Source organism: Bradyrhizobium valentinum (genome assembly GCF_001440405.1).
Lineage (GTDB): Bacteria > Pseudomonadota > Alphaproteobacteria > Rhizobiales > Xanthobacteraceae > Bradyrhizobium > Bradyrhizobium valentinum.
This window is the reverse complement of record NZ_LLXX01000217.1, coordinates 10,070-31,784: the sequence shown is the minus strand read 5'-3', so window position 1 is coordinate 31,784 and position 21,715 is coordinate 10,070. Positions and strand designations below refer to the sequence as shown.

The 21,715-nt window shown below is 63.2% G+C and carries 20 protein-coding genes and 2 pseudogenes; 13 read left to right on the top strand and 9 right to left on the bottom strand.

Annotated features, from left to right (window positions below; genetic code table 11):
* Positions 1 to 121: 121 nt before the first annotated feature.
* Positions 122 to 1,063 carry a ring-cleaving dioxygenase gene (locus CP49_RS37510; protein WP_057855137.1) on the bottom strand — a complete coding sequence of 314 codons (942 nt, stop codon included), beginning with the start codon at positions 1,061 to 1,063 and terminating at the stop codon, positions 122 to 124.
* A gap of 306 nt (positions 1,064 to 1,369) precedes the next feature.
* Here CP49_RS37510 and CP49_RS37505 point away from each other — a divergent pair, with 306 nt between their 5' ends.
* From CP49_RS37505 to CP49_RS37470, 8 genes are all read left to right on the top strand, one after another.
* A complete protein-coding gene (locus CP49_RS37505; RefSeq protein WP_420807685.1) occupies positions 1,370 to 2,992 on the top strand; it encodes a bifunctional metallophosphatase/5'-nucleotidase in 1,623 nt (540 codons plus the stop codon).
* 89 nt (positions 2,993 to 3,081) lie between these two features.
* Positions 3,082 to 4,008, top strand: a complete 927-nt coding sequence (locus CP49_RS37500; RefSeq protein WP_057855135.1) for a histone deacetylase family protein — start codon at positions 3,082 to 3,084, stop codon at positions 4,006 to 4,008.
* Positions 4,009 to 4,085: 77 nt separating this feature from the next.
* Complete coding sequence (locus CP49_RS37495) at positions 4,086 to 4,337, top strand: exodeoxyribonuclease VII small subunit (protein WP_057855134.1); 252 nt, start codon at positions 4,086 to 4,088, stop codon at positions 4,335 to 4,337.
* A gap of 181 nt (positions 4,338 to 4,518) precedes the next feature.
* The gene (locus CP49_RS37490) at positions 4,519 to 5,817 is read left to right on the top strand and encodes a hypothetical protein (RefSeq protein ID WP_057855133.1); all 1,299 of its coding nucleotides are present in this window, start codon (positions 4,519 to 4,521) and stop codon (positions 5,815 to 5,817) included.
* A 329-nt stretch (positions 5,818 to 6,146) separates the two neighbouring features.
* Positions 6,147 to 8,093: a 1-deoxy-D-xylulose-5-phosphate synthase gene (gene dxs, locus CP49_RS37485; protein WP_057855132.1), complete on the top strand. Its 1,947-nt coding sequence runs from the start codon at positions 6,147 to 6,149 to the stop codon at positions 8,091 to 8,093.
* Between the two features lie 119 nt (positions 8,094 to 8,212).
* Complete coding sequence (locus CP49_RS37480; protein WP_057855131.1) at positions 8,213 to 8,776, top strand: nucleoside 2-deoxyribosyltransferase; 564 nt, start codon at positions 8,213 to 8,215, stop codon at positions 8,774 to 8,776.
* Positions 8,773 to 9,534, top strand: coding sequence for a TlyA family RNA methyltransferase (locus tag CP49_RS37475; RefSeq protein ID WP_420807687.1), 762 nt, complete (start codon positions 8,773 to 8,775; stop codon positions 9,532 to 9,534). Before CP49_RS37480 ends, CP49_RS37475 begins: the two co-directional genes overlap by 4 nt.
* Positions 9,527 to 10,774, top strand: coding sequence for a class I SAM-dependent RNA methyltransferase (locus CP49_RS37470; protein WP_057855129.1), 1,248 nt, complete (start codon positions 9,527 to 9,529; stop codon positions 10,772 to 10,774). The genes CP49_RS37475 and CP49_RS37470 overlap by 8 nt, the downstream gene beginning before the upstream one ends.
* 185 nt (positions 10,775 to 10,959) lie before the next feature.
* Here the strand turns inward: CP49_RS37470 and CP49_RS37465 are convergent, their stop codons facing one another.
* From CP49_RS37465 to CP49_RS37455, 3 genes are read right to left on the bottom strand one after another with little or no spacing between them, the layout of a single operon-like run.
* Positions 10,960 to 12,045: an HlyD family secretion protein gene (locus CP49_RS37465; RefSeq protein ID WP_057855128.1), complete on the bottom strand. Its 1,086-nt coding sequence runs from the start codon at positions 12,043 to 12,045 to the stop codon at positions 10,960 to 10,962.
* Between the two features lie 3 nt (positions 12,046 to 12,048).
* Positions 12,049 to 13,170 (bottom strand): non-hydrolyzing UDP-N-acetylglucosamine 2-epimerase, encoded by a 1,122-nt coding sequence (wecB, locus tag CP49_RS37460; protein WP_057855127.1) that lies wholly within the window; start codon positions 13,168 to 13,170, stop codon positions 12,049 to 12,051.
* A 22-nt stretch (positions 13,171 to 13,192) separates the two neighbouring features.
* A complete protein-coding gene (locus CP49_RS37455) occupies positions 13,193 to 14,524 on the bottom strand; it encodes a glycosyl transferase family protein (RefSeq protein WP_057855126.1) in 1,332 nt (443 codons plus the stop codon).
* Between the two features lie 472 nt (positions 14,525 to 14,996).
* Here CP49_RS37455 and CP49_RS37450 point away from each other — a divergent pair, with 472 nt between their 5' ends.
* Positions 14,997 to 15,266: a hypothetical protein gene (locus CP49_RS37450; RefSeq protein ID WP_057855125.1), complete on the top strand. Its 270-nt coding sequence runs from the start codon at positions 14,997 to 14,999 to the stop codon at positions 15,264 to 15,266.
* 236 nt (positions 15,267 to 15,502) lie between these two features.
* Positions 15,503 to 16,207 carry a nucleotidyltransferase domain-containing protein gene (locus tag CP49_RS37445; RefSeq protein WP_245311063.1) on the top strand — a complete coding sequence of 235 codons (705 nt, stop codon included), beginning with the start codon at positions 15,503 to 15,505 and terminating at the stop codon, positions 16,205 to 16,207.
* Positions 16,208 to 16,348: 141 nt separating this feature from the next.
* Here the strand turns inward: CP49_RS37445 and CP49_RS37440 are convergent, their stop codons facing one another.
* Both CP49_RS37440 and CP49_RS37435 read right to left on the bottom strand, forming a co-directional pair.
* Positions 16,349 to 16,492 carry a hypothetical protein gene (locus CP49_RS37440; protein ID WP_156438869.1) on the bottom strand — a complete coding sequence of 48 codons (144 nt, stop codon included), beginning with the start codon at positions 16,490 to 16,492 and terminating at the stop codon, positions 16,349 to 16,351.
* Positions 16,493 to 16,724: 232 nt separating this feature from the next.
* A complete protein-coding gene (locus CP49_RS37435) occupies positions 16,725 to 17,597 on the bottom strand; it encodes a DUF1194 domain-containing protein (RefSeq protein WP_057855123.1) in 873 nt (290 codons plus the stop codon).
* Between the two features lie 321 nt (positions 17,598 to 17,918).
* Here CP49_RS37435 and CP49_RS48830 point away from each other — a divergent pair, with 321 nt between their 5' ends.
* A complete protein-coding gene (locus tag CP49_RS48830) occupies positions 17,919 to 18,047 on the top strand; it encodes a hypothetical protein (RefSeq protein ID WP_276326549.1) in 129 nt (42 codons plus the stop codon).
* Between the two features lie 48 nt (positions 18,048 to 18,095).
* Positions 18,096 to 18,401 carry an ATP-dependent Clp protease adapter ClpS gene (clpS, locus tag CP49_RS37430; protein WP_057855122.1) on the top strand — a complete coding sequence of 102 codons (306 nt, stop codon included), beginning with the start codon at positions 18,096 to 18,098 and terminating at the stop codon, positions 18,399 to 18,401.
* A gap of 50 nt (positions 18,402 to 18,451) precedes the next feature.
* On the opposite strand, the gene CP49_RS37425 is transcribed toward clpS, so the two are convergent.
* Positions 18,452 to 19,636 carry an adenylate/guanylate cyclase domain-containing protein gene (locus CP49_RS37425; protein ID WP_057855121.1) on the bottom strand — a complete coding sequence of 395 codons (1,185 nt, stop codon included), beginning with the start codon at positions 19,634 to 19,636 and terminating at the stop codon, positions 18,452 to 18,454.
* Between the two features lie 117 nt (positions 19,637 to 19,753).
* On the opposite strand from CP49_RS37425, the pseudogene CP49_RS43945 reads away from it, so the two are divergent.
* Positions 19,754 to 20,254: pseudogene (locus CP49_RS43945) on the top strand (GMC family oxidoreductase N-terminal domain-containing protein); the annotation flags it as partial.
* A gap of 13 nt (positions 20,255 to 20,267) precedes the next feature.
* Here the strand turns inward: CP49_RS43945 and aroC are convergent.
* Together aroC and CP49_RS48345 are read right to left on the bottom strand one after the other, a co-directional pair.
* Complete coding sequence (gene aroC, locus CP49_RS37415; RefSeq protein WP_057855119.1) at positions 20,268 to 21,356, bottom strand: chorismate synthase; 1,089 nt, start codon at positions 21,354 to 21,356, stop codon at positions 20,268 to 20,270.
* Positions 21,357 to 21,509: 153 nt separating this feature from the next.
* Positions 21,510 to 21,715: pseudogene (locus CP49_RS48345) on the bottom strand (histidine phosphatase family protein); the annotation flags it as partial.

The following is a 21,715-nucleotide window of genomic DNA, read 5'->3' as shown; positions in this document are numbered from 1 at the left end:
GCAGCAAGGAGTAACAAAGCCCGTAGGATGGGTGGAGCGAAAGCGATACCCATCAATTGCGACGCAGAACAATGATGGGTTTCGCTGCGCTCTACCCATCCTACGAAGCTACTACGGAAACTCACGTAATCGGCTTCAGCCCCGCCTCGATCGCTGCCCTTCGCGGCTCCAGGAATGGCGGCAGCGCCAGTTTTTCACCGAGCGTTTCCATCGGCTCATCCGTCGCAAAGCCCGGTCCATCCGTCGCGATCTCGAACAGGATGCCGTTGGGCTCGCGGAAATAGAGGCTGCGGAAATAGAAGCGGTCGATCTCACCGCTGTTGGGGACGCGGAGCTCGTTCAGCCGCTGCGTCCAGGCGTGATATTGCGCCTCGTCCGGCGTGCGGAACGCGACATGGTGCACGCCGCCGGCGCCTTGCCGCGCCATTGGCGAACCCTTGTCCTCGATTACGTGGAGTTCGGCGGCTGGGCCGCCCTCGCCCATCTCGAACACATGAATCTGCGCGCCGTGGGCGACGTACTCGCGCACGCGGCGCATGTTCATCACCTCGGTCAGCACGAAGGCGGTCCGCGACAGCTCGTGCACGGTCAGCACGATCGGACCGAGCCCGCGGATCTGGTGCTCCGCCGGCACCGGGCTGCGTTCCCACGGCGAGGCCGTGCCCTTGCCGCCATCGTCGATCAGCACCAGCCGCTGGCCCTCGCCGTCCTCGAACGGCAGCGTCAGCCGGCCGTCGACCTCGACGATATCGCGGGCCACGGCGCCGGCCTTCTTGAGGCGATCCCGCCAGTAGCCGAGGGTCTTCTCGCCGGCGACGCGCAGGCCGGTGCGCGAGATCGAATTGGTTCCGCGCTGCTCGGGTGCGGCCGGAAAATCGAAGAAGGTGAGATCGGTGCCGGGATTGGCTTTGCCGTCCGCATAGAACAGATGGTAGGCGCTGACATCGTCCTGGTTGACGGTCTTCTTGACCAGCCGCATGCCGAGCAGGCCGGTGTAAAAGGCCAGATTGTCCCGCGGCTTCGCCGAAATCGCGGTCAGATGATGAATTCCGCCGAGCTGCATTGCGTTGTCCTCAAAGTCACATCCCCGGGAAAATCGCCTGGGATAGTTGGGCCTTTTGCCGGATCATGTAGGATGTCACCGTATGATTAGCCAGCGGCACCCTCAACCCCGCATATCGCTGCGCTCATGCGAGCTACCTGCTATCACCACCGTCATTGCGAGCGCAGCGAAGCAATCCATTCTTTCTTCGTGCGGCACGATGGATTGCTTCGCTGCGCTCGCAATGACGGAGTAAACATCAAGCTACCAACCTGTGTCAGTGTCATGAGCCCCCTTCTCCGTCCTATCCTAGCCTTGGCGATCACGATGGCGCTCGCGGCGTCATCTCGCGCCCAAACCGCCGCGCCCGTCGACCTGCGCATTCTCGCGATCAACGATTTTCACGGCTACCTCCGCCCGCCGCCCGGCGGGATCACGATCGCCGATCCCGAGGACAAAACGAAGAAAATCACCATCCCTGCCGGCGGCGCCGAACATATGGCGACGCTGGTGGGCCAGCTTCGCGAGGGACACAGGAACACGATCTTTGTCGCGGCCGGCGACCTGATCGGCGCCAGCCCGTTTCTGTCGGCGATGTTCCATGACGAGCCGACGATCGAAGCGCTGTCGATGATGGGTCTGGCTATTTCCTCCGTCGGCAATCACGAGTTCGACGAAGGCAAGGACGAACTCCTGCGCATGCAGCATGGCGGCTGCCACCCGATCGACAAATGCCAGGGACCGCATTCATTTACTGGCGCGAAATTTCGCTATCTCGCCGCCAGCACGTTCGAGAAGAGCAGCGGCAAGACGGTGTTTCCTCCTTACGAAATCCGCACATTCGAGGGCATTCCGGTCGCGTTTATCGGCCTGACCTTGAAGGGCACCCCTAGGCTCGTCTCGCCGACAGGCGTTGCCGACCTCGAATTTCGCGACGAGGCCAGTACGGTGAACGCGCTGACCCCGGAATTGAAAGCGCGCGGCGTCGAGGCCATCGTCGTCCTGATCCATGAAGGCGGATTGCCGACGGGCGATTACAATGAGTGCCCCGGCGTTTCCGGGCCGATCGTCGACATCGTCAAGAAGTTCGATCACGCGGTGGACGTCGTGGTCTCCGGCCACACCCACCGGGCCTATGTCTGCGAGATCGACGGGCGGCTCGTCACGTCAGGCGACAAATACGGCACGCTCGTCACCGCGATCGATCTCAAGCTTGATCCGACGACGCGCGATGTCGTCAGCGCCAAAGCCGACAACACCATCGTCCGCACCGCAACGCTTTCGAAGGACGCCCAGCAAACCGCGCTGCTGGAAGCCTATGACAAGGTCGCCGCGCCGATCGCCAACCGTCCGGCGGGTTCGGTGACAGCCACGCTGTCGCGCGTGCCCAACGCCGCCGGCGAAAGCCCGCTCGGCGACATCATCGCCGACGCGCAACTCGCCGCGACCAGCACTGAAGCGAAAGGCGGCGCGGTCATCGCCTTCACCAATCCCGGCGGCGTGCGCGCCGACATTGCGCGCAAGGAGGACGGCGCGGTGACCTATGGCGACGTGTTCGCCAGCCAGCCGTTCCGCAATCAACTGGTGACGATCACGCTGACCGGAAAACAGATCAAGGACATGCTGGAGCAGCAATGGCTCGATCCGAAGCGGCCGAGGATCCTGCAGGTGTCGAAAGGATTTTCCTACGCGTGGGATAGCACGAAGCCTGACGGCGAACGTGTATTGCCTGAACGGATGTCGCTGAACGGGCAACCGATCGATCCCGCCGCGAGCTATCGCGTCACCGTGAACAATTTCCTGTTCGTCGGCGGCGACGGCTTCACCGCGCTCACCCAGGGAACCGCGCCGCTGACCGGCGTCTACGATTCCGACGCGCTGCATGCCTATTTTCAGGCCAATAGCCCGGTCGGCCCGACTGCAGTGGATCGCATTGTCAGGATCAACTGAGCCTGACGCCGTGGGCCTTTCCGAGCGGCCTCTAACCGCCTAGATTAGCCGATCCCTTGCCGGCGCGCGCCTTAACGCCAGGATTTTGCATGACACTGCTTCTGACGCATTCCGCCTGTCTCGACCATGTCACGCCCCCGGGCCATCCGGAGCGTCCCGACCGGCTGCGCGCGGTAGCCGAGGTGCTGGCGGACGATCGTTTCAAGCCGCTTACGCGCAGCGAAGCGCCGGAAGGCGATCTCGATTCCGTCACGCTGTGTCATGGCGAGCATTATATCGGCGAACTCCGGCACATCGCCCCGCAGAGCGGGATGATCTACATCGACGGCGACACCTCAATGTCGCCGGGCACCTGGGAAGCCGTGATGCGCGGCGTCGGCGGCGCGGTCGCGGCAACGGATGCGGTGATGTCCGGCGCGCAGCAGAACGCTTTCGTCGCGGTGCGCCCGCCCGGCCATCATGCCGAGGTCTCCAAGCCGATGGGCTTCTGCTTCTTCGACAATGTCGCCATTGCCGCCCGTCATGCCCAGCGCAAATACGGCATCGGCCGCGCGGCGATCGTCGATTTCGACGTCCATCACGGCAACGGCACGCAGGACATCTTCTGGCACGATCCGACCGTGATGTACTGCTCGACGCACCAGATGCCGCTGTTTCCGGGCACCGGCGCCAGCGGCGAGCGCGGCGAGCACGACACCATCGTCAACGCGCCGCTGGCTTCCGAGGACGGCAGCGCCAAGTTTCGCGCCGCGTTCGAGAATTTGATCCTGCCGCAGTTGCAGAAGTTCTCGCCTGAGCTGGTCATCATCTCCGCCGGCTTCGACGCGCACTATCGCGACCCGCTCGCCTCGATCAACCTCAAGGCGGACGATTTCGGCTGGGTCACGCGCAAGCTGATGGATGTGGCGGAGACAAGCGCGGAGGGCCGGGTTGTCTCCGTGCTGGAGGGCGGCTACGACCTGCAGGGGCTTAAGGAGTCGGTTGCGGCGCATGTCACCGCATTGATGGGCGCGTAAATCCCCGCCACAATAGCCCCGTAAAAATAAGCTTTGATTCTCCGACCGGGGGAACCCAGCGCATCCGGGAACAAATAATGGCCGAAAACACGCAAAACGACGTCAAGAAGCTCTCCTTCGAGCGCGCGATCGAGGAGCTTGAATCGATCGTGAAGCGGCTCGAGGACGGCAAGGTGCCGCTCGAGGAATCGGTCGCGATCTATGAGCGCGGCGAAGCCCTCAAGCGCCGCTGCGAAGAACTGCTGCGGCAGGCCGAGGCCCGCGTCGACAAGATTACCACCGACGCCAATGGCCAGGTCACCGGGACCGAGCCGCTCGACGTGCAATGATCCCGGACGGGCGGAGGATCGAACCCGGCCGGGCTCGCCTGGCATGATCGAGAGAATCCGGGGCGAATTCGGTGCTCGCCTTCCCACCGAAAGGCTGACGAGCTGGTCAATCTGGGAGCCGATTTAGTTCCTGGCGCCCTGCCCAGCCTGTTATAGTCGGCCACCACCCCGGGGACAGTACGTGCGCGTCGAGCACCGCCATATCATCTATATTCAGGGCTACGATCCGCGCGGGTTGGCGCAATATTACCGCATGTTCCGGACCGAACTGCGCAAGTTCGGCCGGCTTTACCAGCTCCAGGCCACCATCAGCCGGCCCAAGGTCGCTTCCGACGACGAGATCGCGTCCTGGACCATCGATACCAAGGCGGAGGACTGGCAGACCCGCACGTCCTACGATTTCCTCCGGTTCGAGGATTTCATCCAGCAGGACCTGGCCTCGCCGATCTGGCGCACGGTGTTTAGCGCGGTGTGGATCTACTGGCGCCTTATCTTCTCCGGTACCATCGCCCGCTTCGGCAAGGCGAACTGGCGCTTTGCCACGTTCATCACCTATCCGCATCTTGTGCTGCTGGTCGAAGCCGCCGGTGCCGCAGCCATCGCTTTCGTGTTCGAGAAGGGCCTCAACGCGATCGGCATTCCCGATCCTTTCAGCATCGCGGCCGCGATCGCGATCTTCGTGGGGCTGCTCGGGGCCGTGCTGAAATACACGGAAAACGCTACTTATGTGCTCTATCTCTTGTGCGACACGATCTGGACCTGGGAGTTCTCCCACCGCGGGCGCCCGGAATGGGACCAGCGCATCGACCGCTTCGCGCAGCATCTCGTCAATGTCGCGAAAAGCACCGACGCCGACGAAATCGTCATCGTCGGCCATAGTTCCGGATCATTCCTGAGCACGGAGGTGCTGGCGCGCGCGCTGAAGCTCGATCCCGCGCTCGGCCGTCACGGTCCACGGATCGTGCTTTTGACCATCGGCGGCAATTTCCCGATCGTCGGCTATCACGCCGTGTCGAAACAGTTCCGCGACCATCTGCGGCAGCTCGCCATCGAGCCGTCGATCGACTGGATCGACTGCCAGGCCCGCAAGGACGTGATGAACTTCTACCAGTTCGATCCGATCACGAGCCACGGCATCGACGTTGGCGCCTTAAGGCGCAACCCGAAGATCGTGCCGGTTCGCTTCCGCGATATCATCCACCCCGAACACTACGAAAAATTTCGCTGGCAGTTCTTCCGCGTGCATTTCCAGTTCGTGATGGCCAATGAGCGGCCCAACGCCTACGACTTCTTCATGATCGTCTGCGGACCGGTCCCGCTCAGCGCGCGTATGGCCGTCCCCGACGCCGCGCTTGATGTCGCGACCGGCGATTCCGGAGTGCGCGATCGGGCCTGGAAAAGGATCGAAGCCGCCGCCACGGCGGCCGCAAGTGCCACCGATTTGAGCAAATTGGAACCATCCGCCCGCCGCAGCGGTTGAAAATCGAGATTTTTCGGCCCTGCGCCCCGGAACCGAATCAGCTCTCCGGGTTGGCTTTGACAGCGGCTTTGGTGTAAAGCTTGCCGTTCTGTGCGCTGGGGAAAGAAGCCTGCCGGGCGACTTTCCACGGCAGCAAGCACCTCAAATAACTAAAGAAACTGAACCGGGAAGGGTTAGAAGCGACTAACGTGATGCATATCACATGGTTTAAACCGGAGTGCATCTAGGCTTTCAAATCAAGTACCGGCCTGCCGGATTGGCAGGCGGGTCTGGATTTTCACGGCGCGGTTAACGCGCTTCCCGTCTCGCGTCAGGCCGTTCGCCCTGACATGCAAAATTGGAATATCGCTGTGACCACATTTAGTAAGACGCCGCTTCTCGATACCATCCGCACACCCGACGATCTTCGCAAGCTCAAGATCGAGCAGGTGCGCCAGGTCGCCGACGAACTCCGCCAGGAAACCATCGACGCCGTTTCGGTAACCGGCGGCCACTTCGGCGCCGGCCTCGGTGTCGTGGAACTGACCACCGCGATCCATTACATCTTCGATACGCCGCGCGACCGGCTGATCTGGGACGTCGGCCACCAGGCCTACCCGCACAAGATCCTGACCGGCCGCCGCGACCGCATCCGCACGCTGCGCACCGGCGGCGGCCTCTCCGGCTTCACCAAGCGCAGCGAGAGCGACTACGACCCGTTCGGCGCGGCGCATTCCTCCACCTCGATCTCGGCCGGCCTCGGCATGGCCGTGGCGCGCGACCTCGCCGGTGGCAAGAACAACGTCATTGCCGTGATCGGCGACGGCGCGATGTCGGCGGGCATGGCCTATGAGGCCATGAACAATGCGGGCGCCATGAATTCGCGCCTGATCGTCATTCTCAACGACAACGACATGTCGATTGCGCCGCCGGTCGGCGCGATGAGCGCATACCTCTCCCGCCTTTACTCCGGCAAGACCTACCGCTCGCTGCGCGAGGCGGCCAAGCAGATCAACAAGCGTCTGCCCAAGATCCTCGCCAACCGCGCCAACCGCGTCGAGGAATATTCCCGCGGCTTCATGATGGACGGCGGCACGCTGTTCGAGGAACTCGGCTTCTATTACGTCGGCCCGATCGACGGCCATAACCTCGACCATTTGCTGCCGGTCCTGAAGAACGTCCGCGACATGGAAACCGGCCCGATCCTGGTCCACGTCGTCACCCAGAAGGGCAAGGGCTACGGCCCGGCGGAAGCTTCCGCCGACAAGTATCACGCGGTGGTCAAGTTCGACGTCGCCACCGGCGCCCAGGCGAAGGCAAAGCCGAACGCCCCGGCCTACCAGAACGTGTTCGGCCAGAGCCTCGTCAAGGAAGCCGAGAAGGACGAAAAGATCGTCGCCATCACCGCCGCGATGCCGTCCGGCACCGGCGTCGATATCTTCAACAAGGCTTTCCCGGACCGCACTTTCGACGTCGGCATTGCCGAGCAGCATGCGGTAACGTTTGCCGCGGGCCTCGCCACCGAAGGCTACAAGCCGTTCTGCGCGATCTACTCGACCTTCCTGCAGCGCGGCTATGACCAGGTGGTCCATGACGTCGCGATCCAGAGCCTGCCGGTACGTTTTGCGATTGACCGCGCCGGCCTGGTCGGCGCCGACGGCGCGACCCATGCCGGCTCGTTCGACAACGCCTATCTCGGCTGCCTGCCGAACTTCGTGATCATGGCCGCGTCCGACGAGGCGGAACTGGTCAACATGGTCGCCACGCAGGTCGCGATCAACGATCGCCCGAGCGCGGTCCGCTATCCGCGCGGCGAAGGCCGCGGTGTCGATATGCCCGAGGTCGGCACGCCGCTCGAAATCGGCAAGGGCCGCGTTATCCGCCAGGGCAACAAGATCGCCCTGCTCTCCTTCGGCACGCGTCTGGCCGAATGCGAAAAGGCCGCCGACGAACTCGCCGCCCACGGCCTCTCCACCACGATCGCAGACGCGCGCTTCATGAAGCCGCTGGACGTCGATCTGGTGCTGAAGCTGGCGCGCGACCACGAAGTCCTGCTCACCATCGAGGAAGGCTCGATCGGCGGGTTCGGCTCGCACGTCATGCAGACGCTGGCCGAACATGGCATGCTCGACGGGGGCTTAAGGATGCGCGCGATGATCCTGCCCGACGAGTTCATCGACCACGATTCACCGAACGCGATGTATGCCCATGCCGGCCTCGACGCCAAGGGCATCGTCGCCAAGGTGTTCGACGCACTCGGCAAGGACTACAAGACCGAGACGGTCAAGCTCGCCTGAGGCACAGCCCCTTCGGTTCTGCCCCGATCAGAACCGAAGGCCTGACTCTGAGATTTAACTGTGAAGACTTGGCTCTGAAGACTTGGCTCTGAAGACTTGGCTCTTTCGCCGGTAGCCCCATGAAGATCTATCTGGCAGGTCCCGATGTGTTCCTGCCCGACGCGATCGAGATCGGGCGCCGCAAGGTCGCGATCTGCGACCGCCATGGCGTGAGCGGCCTTTACCCGCTCGACAATACGGTCGATCTTGCAGCCGCTGACGCCTCGCTCGCCATTTTCAAAGGCAACGAAGCGATGATGGACGCGGCGGACGCGATCATTGCCAATCTCACGCCGTTTCGCGGCCCCAGTGCCGACACCGGCACCGTCTATGAACTCGGCTACATGGCGGGCCGCGGCAGGCTCTGTTTAGCCTACAGCAACGATCCCGCCATCTATGCCGAACGTGTTGCGCGATCCTTTGCGGTCACGAAAGCCGGCGGAGGCAACTTGATCGACGATGACGGACTGACGGTCGAGAATTTCGGCCTGCCCGACAATCTCATGATGATCCACACGCTCGACCTGCATGGTGCTAGACTGGTGACGCCGCGGCAGCGGCCTGCGGATATCTGGCGCGATCTCACCTCCTTTGAGGCCTGCGTGGCGCTCGCGGCGGATCGCGCCACCGGCAAATCGGACTGACATTGGCTGACAAGAACGACAGCGAGACCTCTCCCCGCAAGCGCGTGGACGTGCTCCTGGTCGAGCGCGGCCTGTTTGAAAGCCGCGCGCGCGCCCGCGCGGCGATCGACGCCGGCGGCGTCACGGCCGACGGCCGGCAGGTGTCGAAGCCGTCTGAGATGATCGCCGCCAGTACCAAATTGTCCGCGGAGCCCGCGCACCCCTACGTCTCGCGCGGCGGCGTCAAGCTCGCAGGCGCCCTGGAGCAGTATCCGATCGATATCGAGGGGCATGTCTGCCTCGACGTCGGCGCCTCCACCGGCGGCTTCACCGAGGTGCTGCTGCAAAACGGCGCGAGCCTCGTCTTCGCCATCGATGTCGGGCACGGCCAGTTGCATCCCTCGCTGCGCAACCATCCCCGGATCGTGTCGATGGAAGAAACGGATATTCGCAAATTCGAGGGCAAGCGCCTGCCCGCACGGCCCGATATCGTCGTCATCGACGTCAGCTTCATTTCATTGAAGGCGGTGCTGCCGGTGGCGCTGTCGCTCGCCGCCGCGCCGATGCATCTGCTCGCGCTGATCAAGCCGCAATTCGAGGCGGAGCGAAAGCATTCCAAGCGCGGCATCATCCGCAACGCGATGGTGCACCAGGAAATCTGCGACGACATCTCGGCCTTCGCCGCCTCGCTCGGCTGCACCGATATCCAGGTGTTTCCCTCCTCGATCGCCGGCGGCGACGGCAATATCGAATTCTTCATGGGCGCGCGCCGTGGCTGACGGCGAGCGCCTCGTCATCGACCATGTCGGCCAGCACGGCGACGGCGTCGCCATCGCCGGCGGCGGTAACATCTACGTTCCCTACACGCTGGGCGGCGAAACGATCGAGGCCGGTCCAGTTCCCGGCCACCATCCCGACCGCCGGCGATTGCTCAAGGTCGAGACCGCAAGCGTGGAGCGGATCGCGCCGTTCTGTCCGCATTTCGGCGTTTGCGGCGGCTGCGCGATCCAGCACTGGGACGCCGGGCCTTATCGCGCCTGGAAGCGCGAACTCGTGGTGACGACGCTGGCGCAGGCGGGAATCGATTGCGACGTGGCGCCCTTGGTCGACGCCCATGGCGCGGGCCGCAGGCGCATCACCCTGCACGCACGGATTGGAACGCACGACGTGCTCAAGGTCGGCTATGCGGCCGCAGGTTCGCACGACATCATTCCGATCGACCGCTGCCCGATCCTTGATCCGCAGCTCGACGGCGCGATCGAAGCGGCCTGGGCCATCGCCGAGCCGCTGATCGCGATGGGCAAGCCGCTCGACATTCAGATCACCGCGACCAATAGCGGGCTCGATATCGATGTGCGCGGCTCCGGCCCGTTGTCGACGGCCTTGATCGCGCGGCTGTCGCGCATCGCGGAACAGCACCGCCTGGCGCGCCTGACGCGCCATGGCGAACTGGTCTTGATGCGAACGCCGCCCGTGATCTCGATCGGCGCCGCACAGGTGGTTCTGCCGCCCGGCTCGTTCCTGCAGGCGACGGTGGCTGGCGAAGAAACGCTGGCCGCGCTGGTATCGGACCATTGCAAGCGCGCCAAACACATCGCCGACCTGTTCTGCGGTGTCGGCCCGTTTGCGCTGCGGCTGGCGGCGAAGTCGCGGGTCGCCGCCTTCGACAGCGACGCCGGCGCAGTCGCAGCATTGCAGAAGGCTGCGACTTCGACGTCAGGACTGAAGCCGCTCAAGGCGGAAGCGCGCGACCTGTTTCGCCGTCCCTTGATGCCGCAGGAATTGCGCGACTACGACACGGTCGTGTTCGATCCGCCGCGCCAGGGCGCGCGGGCGCAAGTGGCCCAGCTCGCAGCCAGCAGGATTCCGACGGTGGTTGCGGTATCGTGCGATGTCACGACATTCGCGCGCGACGCCAAAATCCTGATCGATGGCGGCTACAAAATCGAAGGCGTTACGCCGGTCGACCAGTTTCGCCACACGCCGCATGTCGAGCTGGTGGCAAGGTTTAAGCGGTGAACCTTACCTGCGCCGTCTTGTTAATCGACGAACGGCAATCGCACGACTGGGAACCGTCGCGAGAGCATCGTTCCCGATCGCGAATGACATTCACCGCAACTCGCCAAGAGACGAAGTTCCTTTGCGCTACGTCAAAAAGCGCGTTTGCCTATCGCGCTAAAGCGCCACGGCTTGAGATGGTTAGTCTAGCGCGCGTGTCCCTGGATTCGTTCGACGTAGTTCATGATGCGGTGCATGGCTTCCTGAAGTATTCCGGTGCCGGAATCGCACATGCTGAAATAGCAGGTGGAGATTGAGACTTTCTGACCGAGAGGAAGGGAAACCCGCTCTGGGATCGATATCTTGAAGACCTGACCCCTCTGGCGCACGTCACCCGGTATCTGGAATTCAGGCGGCATGGCATCAGTCATCGGCAGCAGGTCCTCGACGCGTCCAACGATGGACTGGGCGTAGGAACGCACATGGACGCGCTGCCCGACCTTGAGATCGAACAGATAGCTGTCGGGGAGATAGGCGAGGATGAAGCTCGGGCCCGTGTAGACGGTGGCGATCTCATTGCCGCCCGGGCCGAGCACGGCTCCGGCGCTCATGACCTTGCTGCCCACATATCCGCTGACCGGCGCATACAAGGCTCCGCCGGCATAGGCGTGCTGCAAGGAGTCGTAGGCATCCGACACCTCCTTGAGCGCGTTGTGATACGCGGCGAGCTCGCCCGCGAGCGAGATTCGCTCCGCTTTCAGGGATTGGTGCTTGTCGGCGGCGGCAAAGGCCGCGCTGGTCATGTCGGTCAAGAGCTTGTCCACCACAAGACCGTTCCTGCTCGCGCCGGACAATTTGTCGAGATAGTCCTGCGCCTGCCTGGCGTTGATCTCGGCCGCCGGCAGCAACATGCCGATCGCGGCTTGCCTCGCCTCGATCGCCCCGATCCTGGTGTCCAGCCTGGCCTTTTCCACGGCGAGCTCCGCGAGCGTGCGGGAAATCGATGTCGATTCGACGACGGCGATCTTCTGCCCGGCCTCCACCCTGTCTCCCGGGCGAACGAATACCTGCCTGACCCGCGTCTCCTGATAGGGCGCCCCGATGGCGATATGCTCGCGCGTGATCAGCCCGGAGGCCTTCAGCAGCACAACCCCACCGGAGATCAGATGGATGGCGATCGTGACGGTGACGGCGAGACCGATGGCGATGAGGACGAGGTTCCTCAGCCGCCTCCAGCGCACCTGGCTGACGTTGAGTGGCACGTTTGCCGCATATTGTTCCAGGACTGCCATCTTCTACTCCGCGGCTTGCTGCAACGGTCTGAGGCTGAAAATCCGCTCCGCTATGCGGCGCGCCGCTTGCCCGTCCCCGAACGGATTGCGGGCGGGCAGAAGCTGCGGCGCATTGGAGCTGGTGAGACGCCTGACCCCGGCGGTGATCGCATCGCGATTGGACCCGACCAGCGTTCCAAACCCGGCATCGACGACCTCGGGTCGCTCGGTGCTCTCGCGGGTGATGAGGATCTGGAGACCGAATGTCGGCGCTTCTTCCTGAACGCCGCCCGAATCGGTCACGACCGTCCATGACCGGCTGAGCAGGTAGACGAAGTCGGTATATTGGAGAGGCTTCAGCAGGCGGATATTCGGCCGCGCGCCGAGCGCCCGCACGACCTGCGCCCGGATATCCGGGTTGGGGTGAACGGGAAGGACGATCAGCTTGTCGCCGTCATTTCCAAGCTCGCACAGGGCCTCGAGGATCTCATCCAGTGGCGCCCCAATGTTCTCACGCCGGTGCAATGTCGCCAACACGAGCTTCCTGTCGCGCGGAAGGTTTGCGATCTCCCGGTCGATCGGGACATAGCCTCCAGCAAGTTTGGAACGAGCATAAAGCAGCGCATCGACCGCGGTGTTGCCGACCACGCTGATCAAATCGCTCTGCACCCCCTCGCGAAGCAGGTGATCGCGCGACCGCTCGGTCGGGGCGAAATGCAACGTGGAGGCGATCGTGATGAGCCGCCGGTTGAACTCCTCCGGCCAGGGCGAATCAAGCTTTCCGGTCCGCAGCCCAGCCTCGACATGCGCAACGGGGACATGATTCAGAAAGGCTGCCAGGGCGCCGGCTGCAGCGGTCATCGTGTCGCCTTGAACCACCACCCCATCATACTGCTGCGGCCCGAGCAGGGCTTGCATCTGCTGCGTGATCAGCGCGAACTTGCCGGCGAGGCTGGGCTCCTGCATGACCCCGGTGCCGCTATGGGTAAGCTCGATTTCGAACAGCTCCAGTAGCCCGTCTGCCAGATCGATATGCTGCCCCGACCAGAACACATCGACATGCGCGCCGGACTTATGCAGGGCGCGATAGACGGGACCGAGCTTGATGATCTCGGGCCGCGTGCCAAAGGCGATGAGGATGCGCATATCTATTCTTCGAATCGGGAGTTCAGCGTGTGGCGGCCAGGAAATCGTCAGGGACGTCGTGGGTCGTTTTCGACCACACGATGGGGGACGTGGCGAACTGCGACTCGCCCAGATAGATTTTCCAAGCACGGAACGTGGCGACCATGTTGATATACAGCGATACGGGCCATCGTATCGCGACGCCGAGCCAGTCGACCCTGCCGTAGACCCGGTAGCTGGAGGTCAGGCGCGCGACATAGCGGAACACCACCGCGAGAAGATTGAACGAAAGAGACCACTGGAAGAGCTGATACATCCCGCACGGCAGGGTCTCGGGATCGATGAGGCCTGCGAGCGCCAAGATCATCAAGACGACGGATCCGGGGGCCAAGAAGTTGGTAATCATTCCCTTGCGATCGCGCAGGAAGAAATAGATGTCCCAGGGCTGGCCCTGCCAGCCGAGCTTGTGCATCGCTTCGAAGGCGATGCCATAGACCCAGCGCGTCTTCTGCTTGATGGCGGCTTCCAGATGCTGGGGGAAGAACTCGCGGGTCGCGACATAGTCGGCCCCCTCTTCGGCTCGCGCGGAGAGTGCGGCGAAAATCGACCTGAAGCCCGCGCGCTTGGCCTCGATGCCGAGAATGTAATCCTCGGTCACCGTCCCGGACATCAGGACCTGCCCGCGCGTCTTTAGAAAGTGCCTGACGAGCGCCTGCGTCAGGCAGGTGCCGACCCCGGCGGAAGGGATGGCGGCTCCGAGTGCGTTGCGTACGATCAGTTCGCGCGTGTGGCGCTCGGCGAACTCCTCCATATAGGTCGACGCCACATAGGCTCCCCGGCGGCGGCTGAGCGAGAAGACGGGAACCTGGATGAAATCGTATTCGCCAGCAAATTTCGCGTAGATATCAAAGCTGCGTGGATCGATGACATCCTCGCTGTCGTGCAGAACCACCAGGTCCGGAGCCTGCTCCCCCGCGAAGCTCTGGGCGAACATCTCGTTGAGCATCTGCCCTTTGGACGTGGGGCCGGGCAAGCTGTTCACAATGACCCGCACGCGATCGGGATGGGCCGCGGCAAGGGCTTCTGCGACGCGCCGCGTGCCCGTGTCGTTCGGATAGACGCCGAGGAAGAGCGAAACCTGCGGGTTATCGATCCGGGCGAGGTTGCCTTCCACCATTTTGCCGATGACGTCCTCCTCGCGCCAATTGGCGACGAAGATCGCAATATTCGGAAGGGAAGCCGGCTTGGCGACGGCGCGCCGAAAAGGAAAATGCGCAATCCCGAAGGAGAGCAGATCGATGAAGATATCGTCCAGCGATGACAGGTTTATCAGCAGGCTGACGAGCAGAAAGAGCGAAACCAGTATTTCGTTCATGATTCACGATGGGCTCGCTTCGTGTTGCCGAAGCCAGCGACACAACCTTTCAGAAACCATAAGTTCAGCCGCTACCGTAGCTGCAACAAGGTTGGCGACCATCGGTCGCCTCCACTCACCCATCCTCATCGACAGTTGATCTGTATCAACGGACGGCAAGGCTTGTAGCGACTTAACCCTTCGTTAAGCAGGGGAGCGGTTCCCTTAAAGCAAATTCAGGCAGGCATCCATTCCGGATGATTACGGCCGCACGCCTAGGGCGTCGCGCAACCGGTAGAGTCCGCCCGTCCCCGCTGGCGAATCCAGCGCGTCATGATGGGCGTTCCCGACTGCGCCAGCCAAATCGCATTCAGCCGCGACTCGCATCCTTAGGCAATGCTGAATGTGAAACGGAAAATGCCGAGGGCATTCTTCCGCGGTTCCTCATGTTTTGCCCCTAGAACGCGATCAGGTGAAGGAACGGGGGCGATGCATGTGCATCCTGGCAAAGATGTTGCGGTTCATGGGAACGGTTTGGCTGTGGGCGGCGGGCCTGCTGATCGTGTCCAGTCACCTTGTCGTTCTGCATTTCGACGGCTTCTGGGCTCTCGCTAACCTCCTCAACCCGTGGAACATCGCCAGCGTGCTGACGCTTGAACTCACAATAGCTCCCGGATTGCTGCTGCACATGGCGGCTGGTGAGCTGACAACGACCGCTACCTCGTCTCAGAACAGACCGGCCATTATCCCATCCCATCCATGAAGCGCCGATCGATGGCGCGCGGCTGCGGTCGAACTGGTCCATAGTCTGCGCGATAAGCGCGGATGAAACTCCCCGCAATCCCGATCCGCCGCGAGACCGGCCAGGTGCCGGAGCTACTTTGACCGAGGCCCAACCAGTCAAAATCACTGTGCAGCGGCACTAGTGGCCGGGCACACCTGTATCGCGAGGCGCAGCGCCGTTCGATATACTGCACGCCGGTCCCTCGCAGTTCGTCCATGTCACACGATCCGCTCCTCACGCGCATCACTCCCCTCCTCGCCGCAGTCTCCGGCATTGCCGCCATCGTGCTCGGCGGATCGCGGGCGCGCGGAACAGCGCACGACGCATCCGACTATGATATCGGCCTCTACTATGCTGACGGCGCCGGTTTGGATACCGACCGACTCCACGAGGTGGTGAAAGCCATCGTCGACGAGCCGGACGCCATCCGCGTGACGCCCGTTGGCGAATGGGGACCATGGATCGTCGGCGGCGCGTGGCTCGTGATCGGCGGACGCAAGGTCGACCTGCTCTACCGGAGCATCGACAAAGTCACGGAGATGATCGAAAGATGCCGGAGCGGCGACATCGGCATATATTACCAGCCCGGCCATCCGCACGGCTTTTGCTCCGCGACCTGGATGGGCGAGGTCGCGCAGTGCCATCCGCTGCATGATCCTGATGGCGTGATCGCGGCGTTGAAGGCGAGCACTTCGCCCTACCCGCGCGCGATGCGCGATGCCCTGATCCGGCGCTTTCAATGGGAAATCTTGTTCAGCATCGAGAATGCCGAGACCGCCCTGCCACGCGGCGACAGCACCCATATTGCCGGCTGCGCCTACCGTGCACTGGCTTGCCTGGCACAGGTCTGTTTGCCCTCAACGGGCAATATCTCATCAACGAGAAAAGCGCGTTGGCTGCGGCTGCCAGTTTTCCCGTGACGATTCGGGGCCTGACGAGCCGGGTCGCCGATCTCTGGCGATTGATCGGATCCGGACAACACGAGGCGGCATTACAGACGCTGCGTTCGCTGGAGCATGATATCGGCGAGATATCGGCAGGGGCCACTACCTGAATGCCCCTCACCTCCCCCAGAGGTCCTGCCAGATCTTCTCTCCGATCATGTGCGCGGCTCGGCGGCGTTGGGTCGCCGCCTGCGATAGCGATAGCGGCGCCGTCGCGGCATTGCAGAAGGCTGCGACTTCCACGTCCGCCACACGCCGCATGTGAAGCTCGTGGCGCGGGCCCTGCTCTTCACCCTCCCCTGGAGGGGGAGGGTCGGCTCGCATGGAGCGCAGCGAATGCGAGACGGGGTGGGGTGATCTCTCCATTCGGGCACTGTTCGCGAGGAGAGACCTTCACCCCACCCCGCCGCTCATTTCATGAGCGTCGACCCACGAGCGAGCTCCGCTCGTCTCGGACCCCTCCAGGGGAGGGTAAACACCTCACATTCCGGATTCACCTTCCCCACCGATCCTGCCAGATCTTTTCGCCGATCATGCAATTGACGCGCGGCTCCTTGCCGGCGGCCGGCACGACGGGGCGTTCGGGGGTGCGGCCGGCGACTTCCAACAGCAGCTTGGTGCGGATCGCTTCCTTGAACTTGTCGCGGTCCTTGATCGTCACCACGAAGGCGCCGGGGCCGCCGATGACGCAGTCCTCGTAATAGTAATCGAGATTGTCGATATCCATGGTGGAATAAGACGGCTCCTTCACCATGATCGGCAGGCCGTTGATGATGATGCCTTTTTCGAGCGCGGCGTCGCGCGCGACCGTCACCGGCATGCCGTTGTTGTTGGGGCCGTCGCCGGAAATATCGATCACGCGCCGCAAGCCGCGGTGCGGGCTCTCGTCGAACAGCGGCAAGGCGAAGTTGATCGCACCCGATATCGAGGTGCGCGACGCCCGGCGGATCGGGGTCTTGACGATTTCATTGGCAACGGCGTCCGCCGTCTCGGGCCCGTCGATCAGGCGCCACGGGATGATGATCTTCTGGTCGGAGGATGCCGCCCATTCGAAATAGGTCACCGCGATCCTGCCGTTCGGGCCGCTCTTCAGCGCCTGCAGAAATTCCTTGGAGACGATCGCCTGTGCGTAGCCTTCCCGCTGCAGCGCCAGTTCGTCCATGTCCATCGAATAGGAGACGTCGACAGCGAGGACAAGTTCGACATCGACGGTCGGATTGGCATCCTTGTCGGCCAGTTGGCGGCTATCGGCGCTCGGTTGATGGCCCGGCCGGTTCGTTTGATACGGCGCGGCAAAACTGGCCACATCGCCGCCGGCGAGTACGCCCGCAACAAGCACGACCCCGATCGAGACATACCAGCGCATTGCGGCCCTCCCGTCGAACGACAGTGATGGTGACATGCAAAGCGGCCGACGCAAAGCGCTGAAATCATTTGTCCTTCACATTCGGGTTAGGATCAGGCTTCGTGCACAGCCCGCGTGCCCGGCAGGTTCCACTTCGCGATTCGCTTGCCGAGCTTCGGGCTTGAACGACTACGGCGCTCGGCGCGACAGATGCGATGCGGCCGGACAAGAAGGGCCGAATTGGCACGATCACGGTTACGCCCCCAAAACTTCCCGCAAATGACAGCCTGCCGCCATTGATGCGTACAGTCGTTATGTCGAGCGGCCTGCTCGCTTTCGCGCATGAAAGCCCTGATCGAGCTGAAACTCTCGGCAAACGCCCAGTTTCAGGACCGGCCCGGAGCCTGTAAACTGATCGAGGCGGCCGTCAGCCGCGGCGATCAGTCCATGGCGCAGCGCCTGGCGGACTGAGCGCGGCGGGCCCGCCGCAACTCGCTCGCTTGCCGGACTTGACTGGAAATGGCCGATACCACCGTCACGCCAAAAACAAAGGTCAAAACCAAGACCGAGCGGCCGCGCCTGCACAAGGTCATCCTGATCAATGACGATTACACGCCGCGCGAATTCGTCGTCACCGTGCTGAAGGCCGAATTCCGCATGACCGAGGACCAGGCCCACAAGGTGATGATCACGGCGCACCGGCGTGGCGTCTGCGTGGTCGCCGTGTTCACCAAGGACGTCGCCGAAACCAAGGCGACGCGCGCCACCGACGCCGGCCGCGCCAAGGGCTACCCGCTGCTGTTCACGACCGAGCCGGAAGAATGAATTCTCCCGTAGCCCGGATGGAGCGCAGCGCAATCCGGGCTACGGATTCCTTAGGCCGCCGATTTTTCGTCGACCAGGCCGTACACGCGTGCAGTCCTGGAGAAACCGGCGACAGGAAACTCGCCGAGATCGCTCCAGCCTTCCCGGCAGATGCCGGCAAATCCCTCCGATGCCACGACTGTGCGGCCGAGTTGGCTCGCGATCTTTTCCAGCCGCGCCGCCAGATTCACGGCTGGTCCAATGCAAGTGAAGTCGAGCCGGTTGCCGCCGCCGATATTGCCGTAGAGAATTCGTCCGACATGGAGCGCGAGGCCGAAGCGAAAACGTTCGACCGCGTCGCCGATCGGATAGTTAAGGTTGGCAACGCTGGCACGGGATTCGTGGGCGGCTTCGAGCGCGTGGCTGCACACCTGCTGCTCGTCGCCGACATATTCGTCGATCGGAAAAACCGCGAGCAGGCCGTCGCCCATATATTTCAGCACTTCGCCGCCATGCTTCTTGATCGCGGCGACCTGGCAGTCGAAATAATTGTTCAGGATGTCCACCACGGTCTCCGCCGGCACGCGATCGGACAAGGAGGTGAAGCCACGCAGATCGGACAGCCAGATCGCGGCGTTCATCGTCTCGGTGTGGCCGCGCCTGATCTGGCCGCCGAGAATCCGCTCGCCGGCACGGTTGCCGACATAGGTATCCAAGAGGTTCGCGGCCATGCGGCGCCAGTTGATGATCTCTATGACCCGCGACAGCGGCGTATTCAGCCCACGCAAGGCCGCCAACTGCTCATCGGTAAAACCGCCTGATTGCTTCGTGGTCCAGCTTGAGGCGTGAATGGTCCCGTCGGTAAAATACAGCGGCAGCGCGATATAATCCGTGACGCCCTCGGCGCGCAGCTCCTCGACGATCGGGAAGCGCGCGCTCTGCGGGTCGTCCGCACGGGCGCGGACTTCCTGTCCCTGCTGGAACACGATGATGATGGGACTGTTGTGAAAATCCGGCGAATCCAGAACCTTGTAATCGACCGTGCCGATTTGGACCTCAGCGCCCGGCTTCCAGATGAAACTGCGGCCGTAGATCTCGGGGTGCAGGGTGCGGACGAAGACGCCGACACGCCACAGCGGCAGCCCTGCCGCGACCATCCGTTCGCAGGTGTCCGCCATGAAGCTCTTGGGGCTGGTCGCGGATCTCCCGCCGTCAATCAGCCAGTCGAGCAGCTTTTGCAGTTCGGAGGCGTTCATCGCGCCGGTATTTGCCGCGCAACTGCAGCGCGCGTCAAGCGCGCTCGCAACGACAGCCGGCGTGACCCGACGACGGAGCTGCGCTAGCTTTAGGGTGCAACCAGGGGAAACGTCAAAGTGTACGACACCATTATCGTCGGCGGCGGATCGGCGGGCTCGGTCATGGCCCACCGGCTCTCCGCCAGGAGCGCCAATAAAGTCCTGCTCTGCGAAGCAGGCCAGGACACGCCGCCCGGCAACGAGCCGCCCGAAATCCGCGATAGCTATTCGGGGCTGGCGTATTTCGATCCGCGCTTCCACTGGACCGAACTCAAGGTCACGACCCAAATCGTCAGCCACAACAATCCGGACGAGAGCCGCCCGCCATTACGCAAGTATGAGCAGGCGCGCGTGTTGGGTGGCGGGTCCTCCATCAACGGCCAGATGGCAAACCGCGGCGCGCCGACCGATTACGAAGAGTGGGAGGCCCGCGGCGCCGTGGGCTGGAACTGGAAGGACGTGCTGCCCTATTTCAAGAAGGTCGAGCGCGACCTCGATTTCGACGGACCGTTCCACGGCAAGGACGGCCGTATCCCCGTCCGCCGCATTCCGCACCAGCATTGGACAGCGCATTCGCAAGAGGCCGGGATTCCTACCCGCCCACCTGGCCGCGGTGGCGCAGGAAATGATCGGCCAGCACGCAGGCCATCATGGCCTCGCCCACCGGCACCGCGCGGATGCCGACGCAGGGATCGTGGCGGCCCTTGGTCATGATGTCGGTGTCGGCGCCTGCGCGATCCACCGTTTTGCGCGCGGACAGGATCGACGAGGTCGGCTTCACCGCAAAGCGCACCACCACCGGCTGGCCGGTCGAGATGCCGCCGAGCACGCCGCCGGCATGGTTGGACAGGAAGCGCGTGCCGTTATTGCCGGTGCGCATCTCGTCGGCGTTTTGCTCGCCCGACAATTCGGCAGCAGCAAAGCCTGCGCCGATCTCGACGCCCTTCACCGCATTGATGCTCATCATGGCCGCCGCCAGGTCGCCGTCGAGCTTGGCATAGATCGGCGCGCCCCACCCCGCCGGAACGCCTTCGGCGATCACTTCGATGACGGCGCCGATCGAGGAGCCGCTCTTGCGGATGCCGTCGAGATATTGCTCGAAGAAATCAGCCTTCTCCTTGTCGGGACAGAAGAACGGATTACGCGCGACCTCGTCCCAGTCCCATCTGTCGCGATCGACTTTGTGCGGGCCCATCTGCACCAGCGCGCCGCGGACCTTCACGTCAGGCAGGATCTTTCGCGCGATGGCGCCGGCTGCGACGCGGGTCGCCGTTTCGCGCGCCGATGAGCGGCCGCCGCCGCGATAATCACGCAGGCCGTATTTGGCCTCATAGGTGAAGTCGGCGTGACCGGGCCGAAACTTGTCCTTGATCTCGGAATAGTCCTTGGAGCGCTGATCGGTGTTCTCGATCAGGAGCGCGATCGGCGTTCCCGTCGTGACCTGCACGCCGGTCTCGGGATGGGCCATCACGCCGGACAGGATCTTTACGGCGTCGGCCTCCTGGCGCTGGGTGGTGAAGCGCGATTGTCCGGGACGGCGGCGGTCGAGATCGTGCTGGATGTCCTCATTCGCCAGCGGGATCAGCGGCGGGCAGCCATCGACCACGCAGCCGATCGCCACCCCGTGGCTTTCGCCGAAGGTCGTGACCCGGAACAGATGGCCGAAGGTGTTGTGGGACATGGCTCGCTTGGCTCGTAAGTCAGTGCTGACTTGTCGTAAGACACGGCGGCCAAACCGGCAACCGTCATTCCGGGACGGCGCGCGAGCGTCGGACCCGGAATCTCGAGATTCCGGGTTCGATGCTTCGCATCGCCCCGGAATGACGATCTTCCCTTAACTATACTTCCTAAGCCCCCCATCGCGAAACACGTAAACCGCGCCCTGCTCGATCAGGAGGTCGGCGGCGCTGGTCGGCGTTTCGATGCCGAGCGCCACCATCAGCGCCCGCGCGGTGCCGCCATGGGCCACCGCAACGGTGTCCACGCGCAGGGAGTCGTACCAGTCGCGCATCCGAAGCTGCACCTCGGCATAGGTCTCGC

What these genes read in the sequence shown, in the direction of transcription:
- CP49_RS37455 (WP_057855126.1), bottom strand. Translation starts at nt 14,524, where the DNA reads ATGAACGAAATACTGGTTTCGCTCTTTCTGCTCGTCAGCCTGCTGATA.
- CP49_RS37510 (WP_057855137.1), bottom strand. Translation starts at nt 1,063, where the DNA reads ATGCAGCTCGGCGGAATTCATCATCTGACCGCGATTTCGGCGAAGCCG.
- CP49_RS37425 (WP_057855121.1), bottom strand. Translation starts at nt 19,636, where the DNA reads ATGAACGCCTCCGAACTGCAAAAGCTGCTCGACTGGCTGATTGACGGC.
- CP49_RS37500 (WP_057855135.1), top strand. Translation starts at nt 3,082, where the DNA reads ATGACACTGCTTCTGACGCATTCCGCCTGTCTCGACCATGTCACGCCC.
- dxs (WP_057855132.1), top strand. Translation starts at nt 6,147, where the DNA reads ATGCAAAATTGGAATATCGCTGTGACCACATTTAGTAAGACGCCGCTT.
- clpS (WP_057855122.1), top strand. Translation starts at nt 18,096, where the DNA reads ATGGCCGATACCACCGTCACGCCAAAAACAAAGGTCAAAACCAAGACC.
- CP49_RS37480 (WP_057855131.1), top strand. Translation starts at nt 8,213, where the DNA reads ATGAAGATCTATCTGGCAGGTCCCGATGTGTTCCTGCCCGACGCGATC.
- CP49_RS37440 (WP_156438869.1), bottom strand. Translation starts at nt 16,492, where the DNA reads ATGCGGCGTGTGGCGGACGTGGAAGTCGCAGCCTTCTGCAATGCCGCG.
- CP49_RS37495 (WP_057855134.1), top strand. Translation starts at nt 4,086, where the DNA reads ATGGCCGAAAACACGCAAAACGACGTCAAGAAGCTCTCCTTCGAGCGC.
- CP49_RS48830 (WP_276326549.1), top strand. Translation starts at nt 17,919, where the DNA reads ATGAAAGCCCTGATCGAGCTGAAACTCTCGGCAAACGCCCAGTTTCAG.
- CP49_RS37445 (WP_245311063.1), top strand. Translation starts at nt 15,503, where the DNA reads ATGTCACACGATCCGCTCCTCACGCGCATCACTCCCCTCCTCGCCGCA.
- CP49_RS37435 (WP_057855123.1), bottom strand. Translation starts at nt 17,597, where the DNA reads ATGCGCTGGTATGTCTCGATCGGGGTCGTGCTTGTTGCGGGCGTACTC.
- wecB (WP_057855127.1), bottom strand. Translation starts at nt 13,170, where the DNA reads ATGCGCATCCTCATCGCCTTTGGCACGCGGCCCGAGATCATCAAGCTC.
- CP49_RS37505 (WP_420807685.1), top strand. Translation starts at nt 1,370, where the DNA reads ATGGCGCTCGCGGCGTCATCTCGCGCCCAAACCGCCGCGCCCGTCGAC.
- CP49_RS37465 (WP_057855128.1), bottom strand. Translation starts at nt 12,045, where the DNA reads ATGGCAGTCCTGGAACAATATGCGGCAAACGTGCCACTCAACGTCAGC.
- aroC (WP_057855119.1), bottom strand. Translation starts at nt 21,356, where the DNA reads ATGTCCCACAACACCTTCGGCCATCTGTTCCGGGTCACGACCTTCGGC.
- CP49_RS37450 (WP_057855125.1), top strand. Translation starts at nt 14,997, where the DNA reads ATGTGCATCCTGGCAAAGATGTTGCGGTTCATGGGAACGGTTTGGCTG.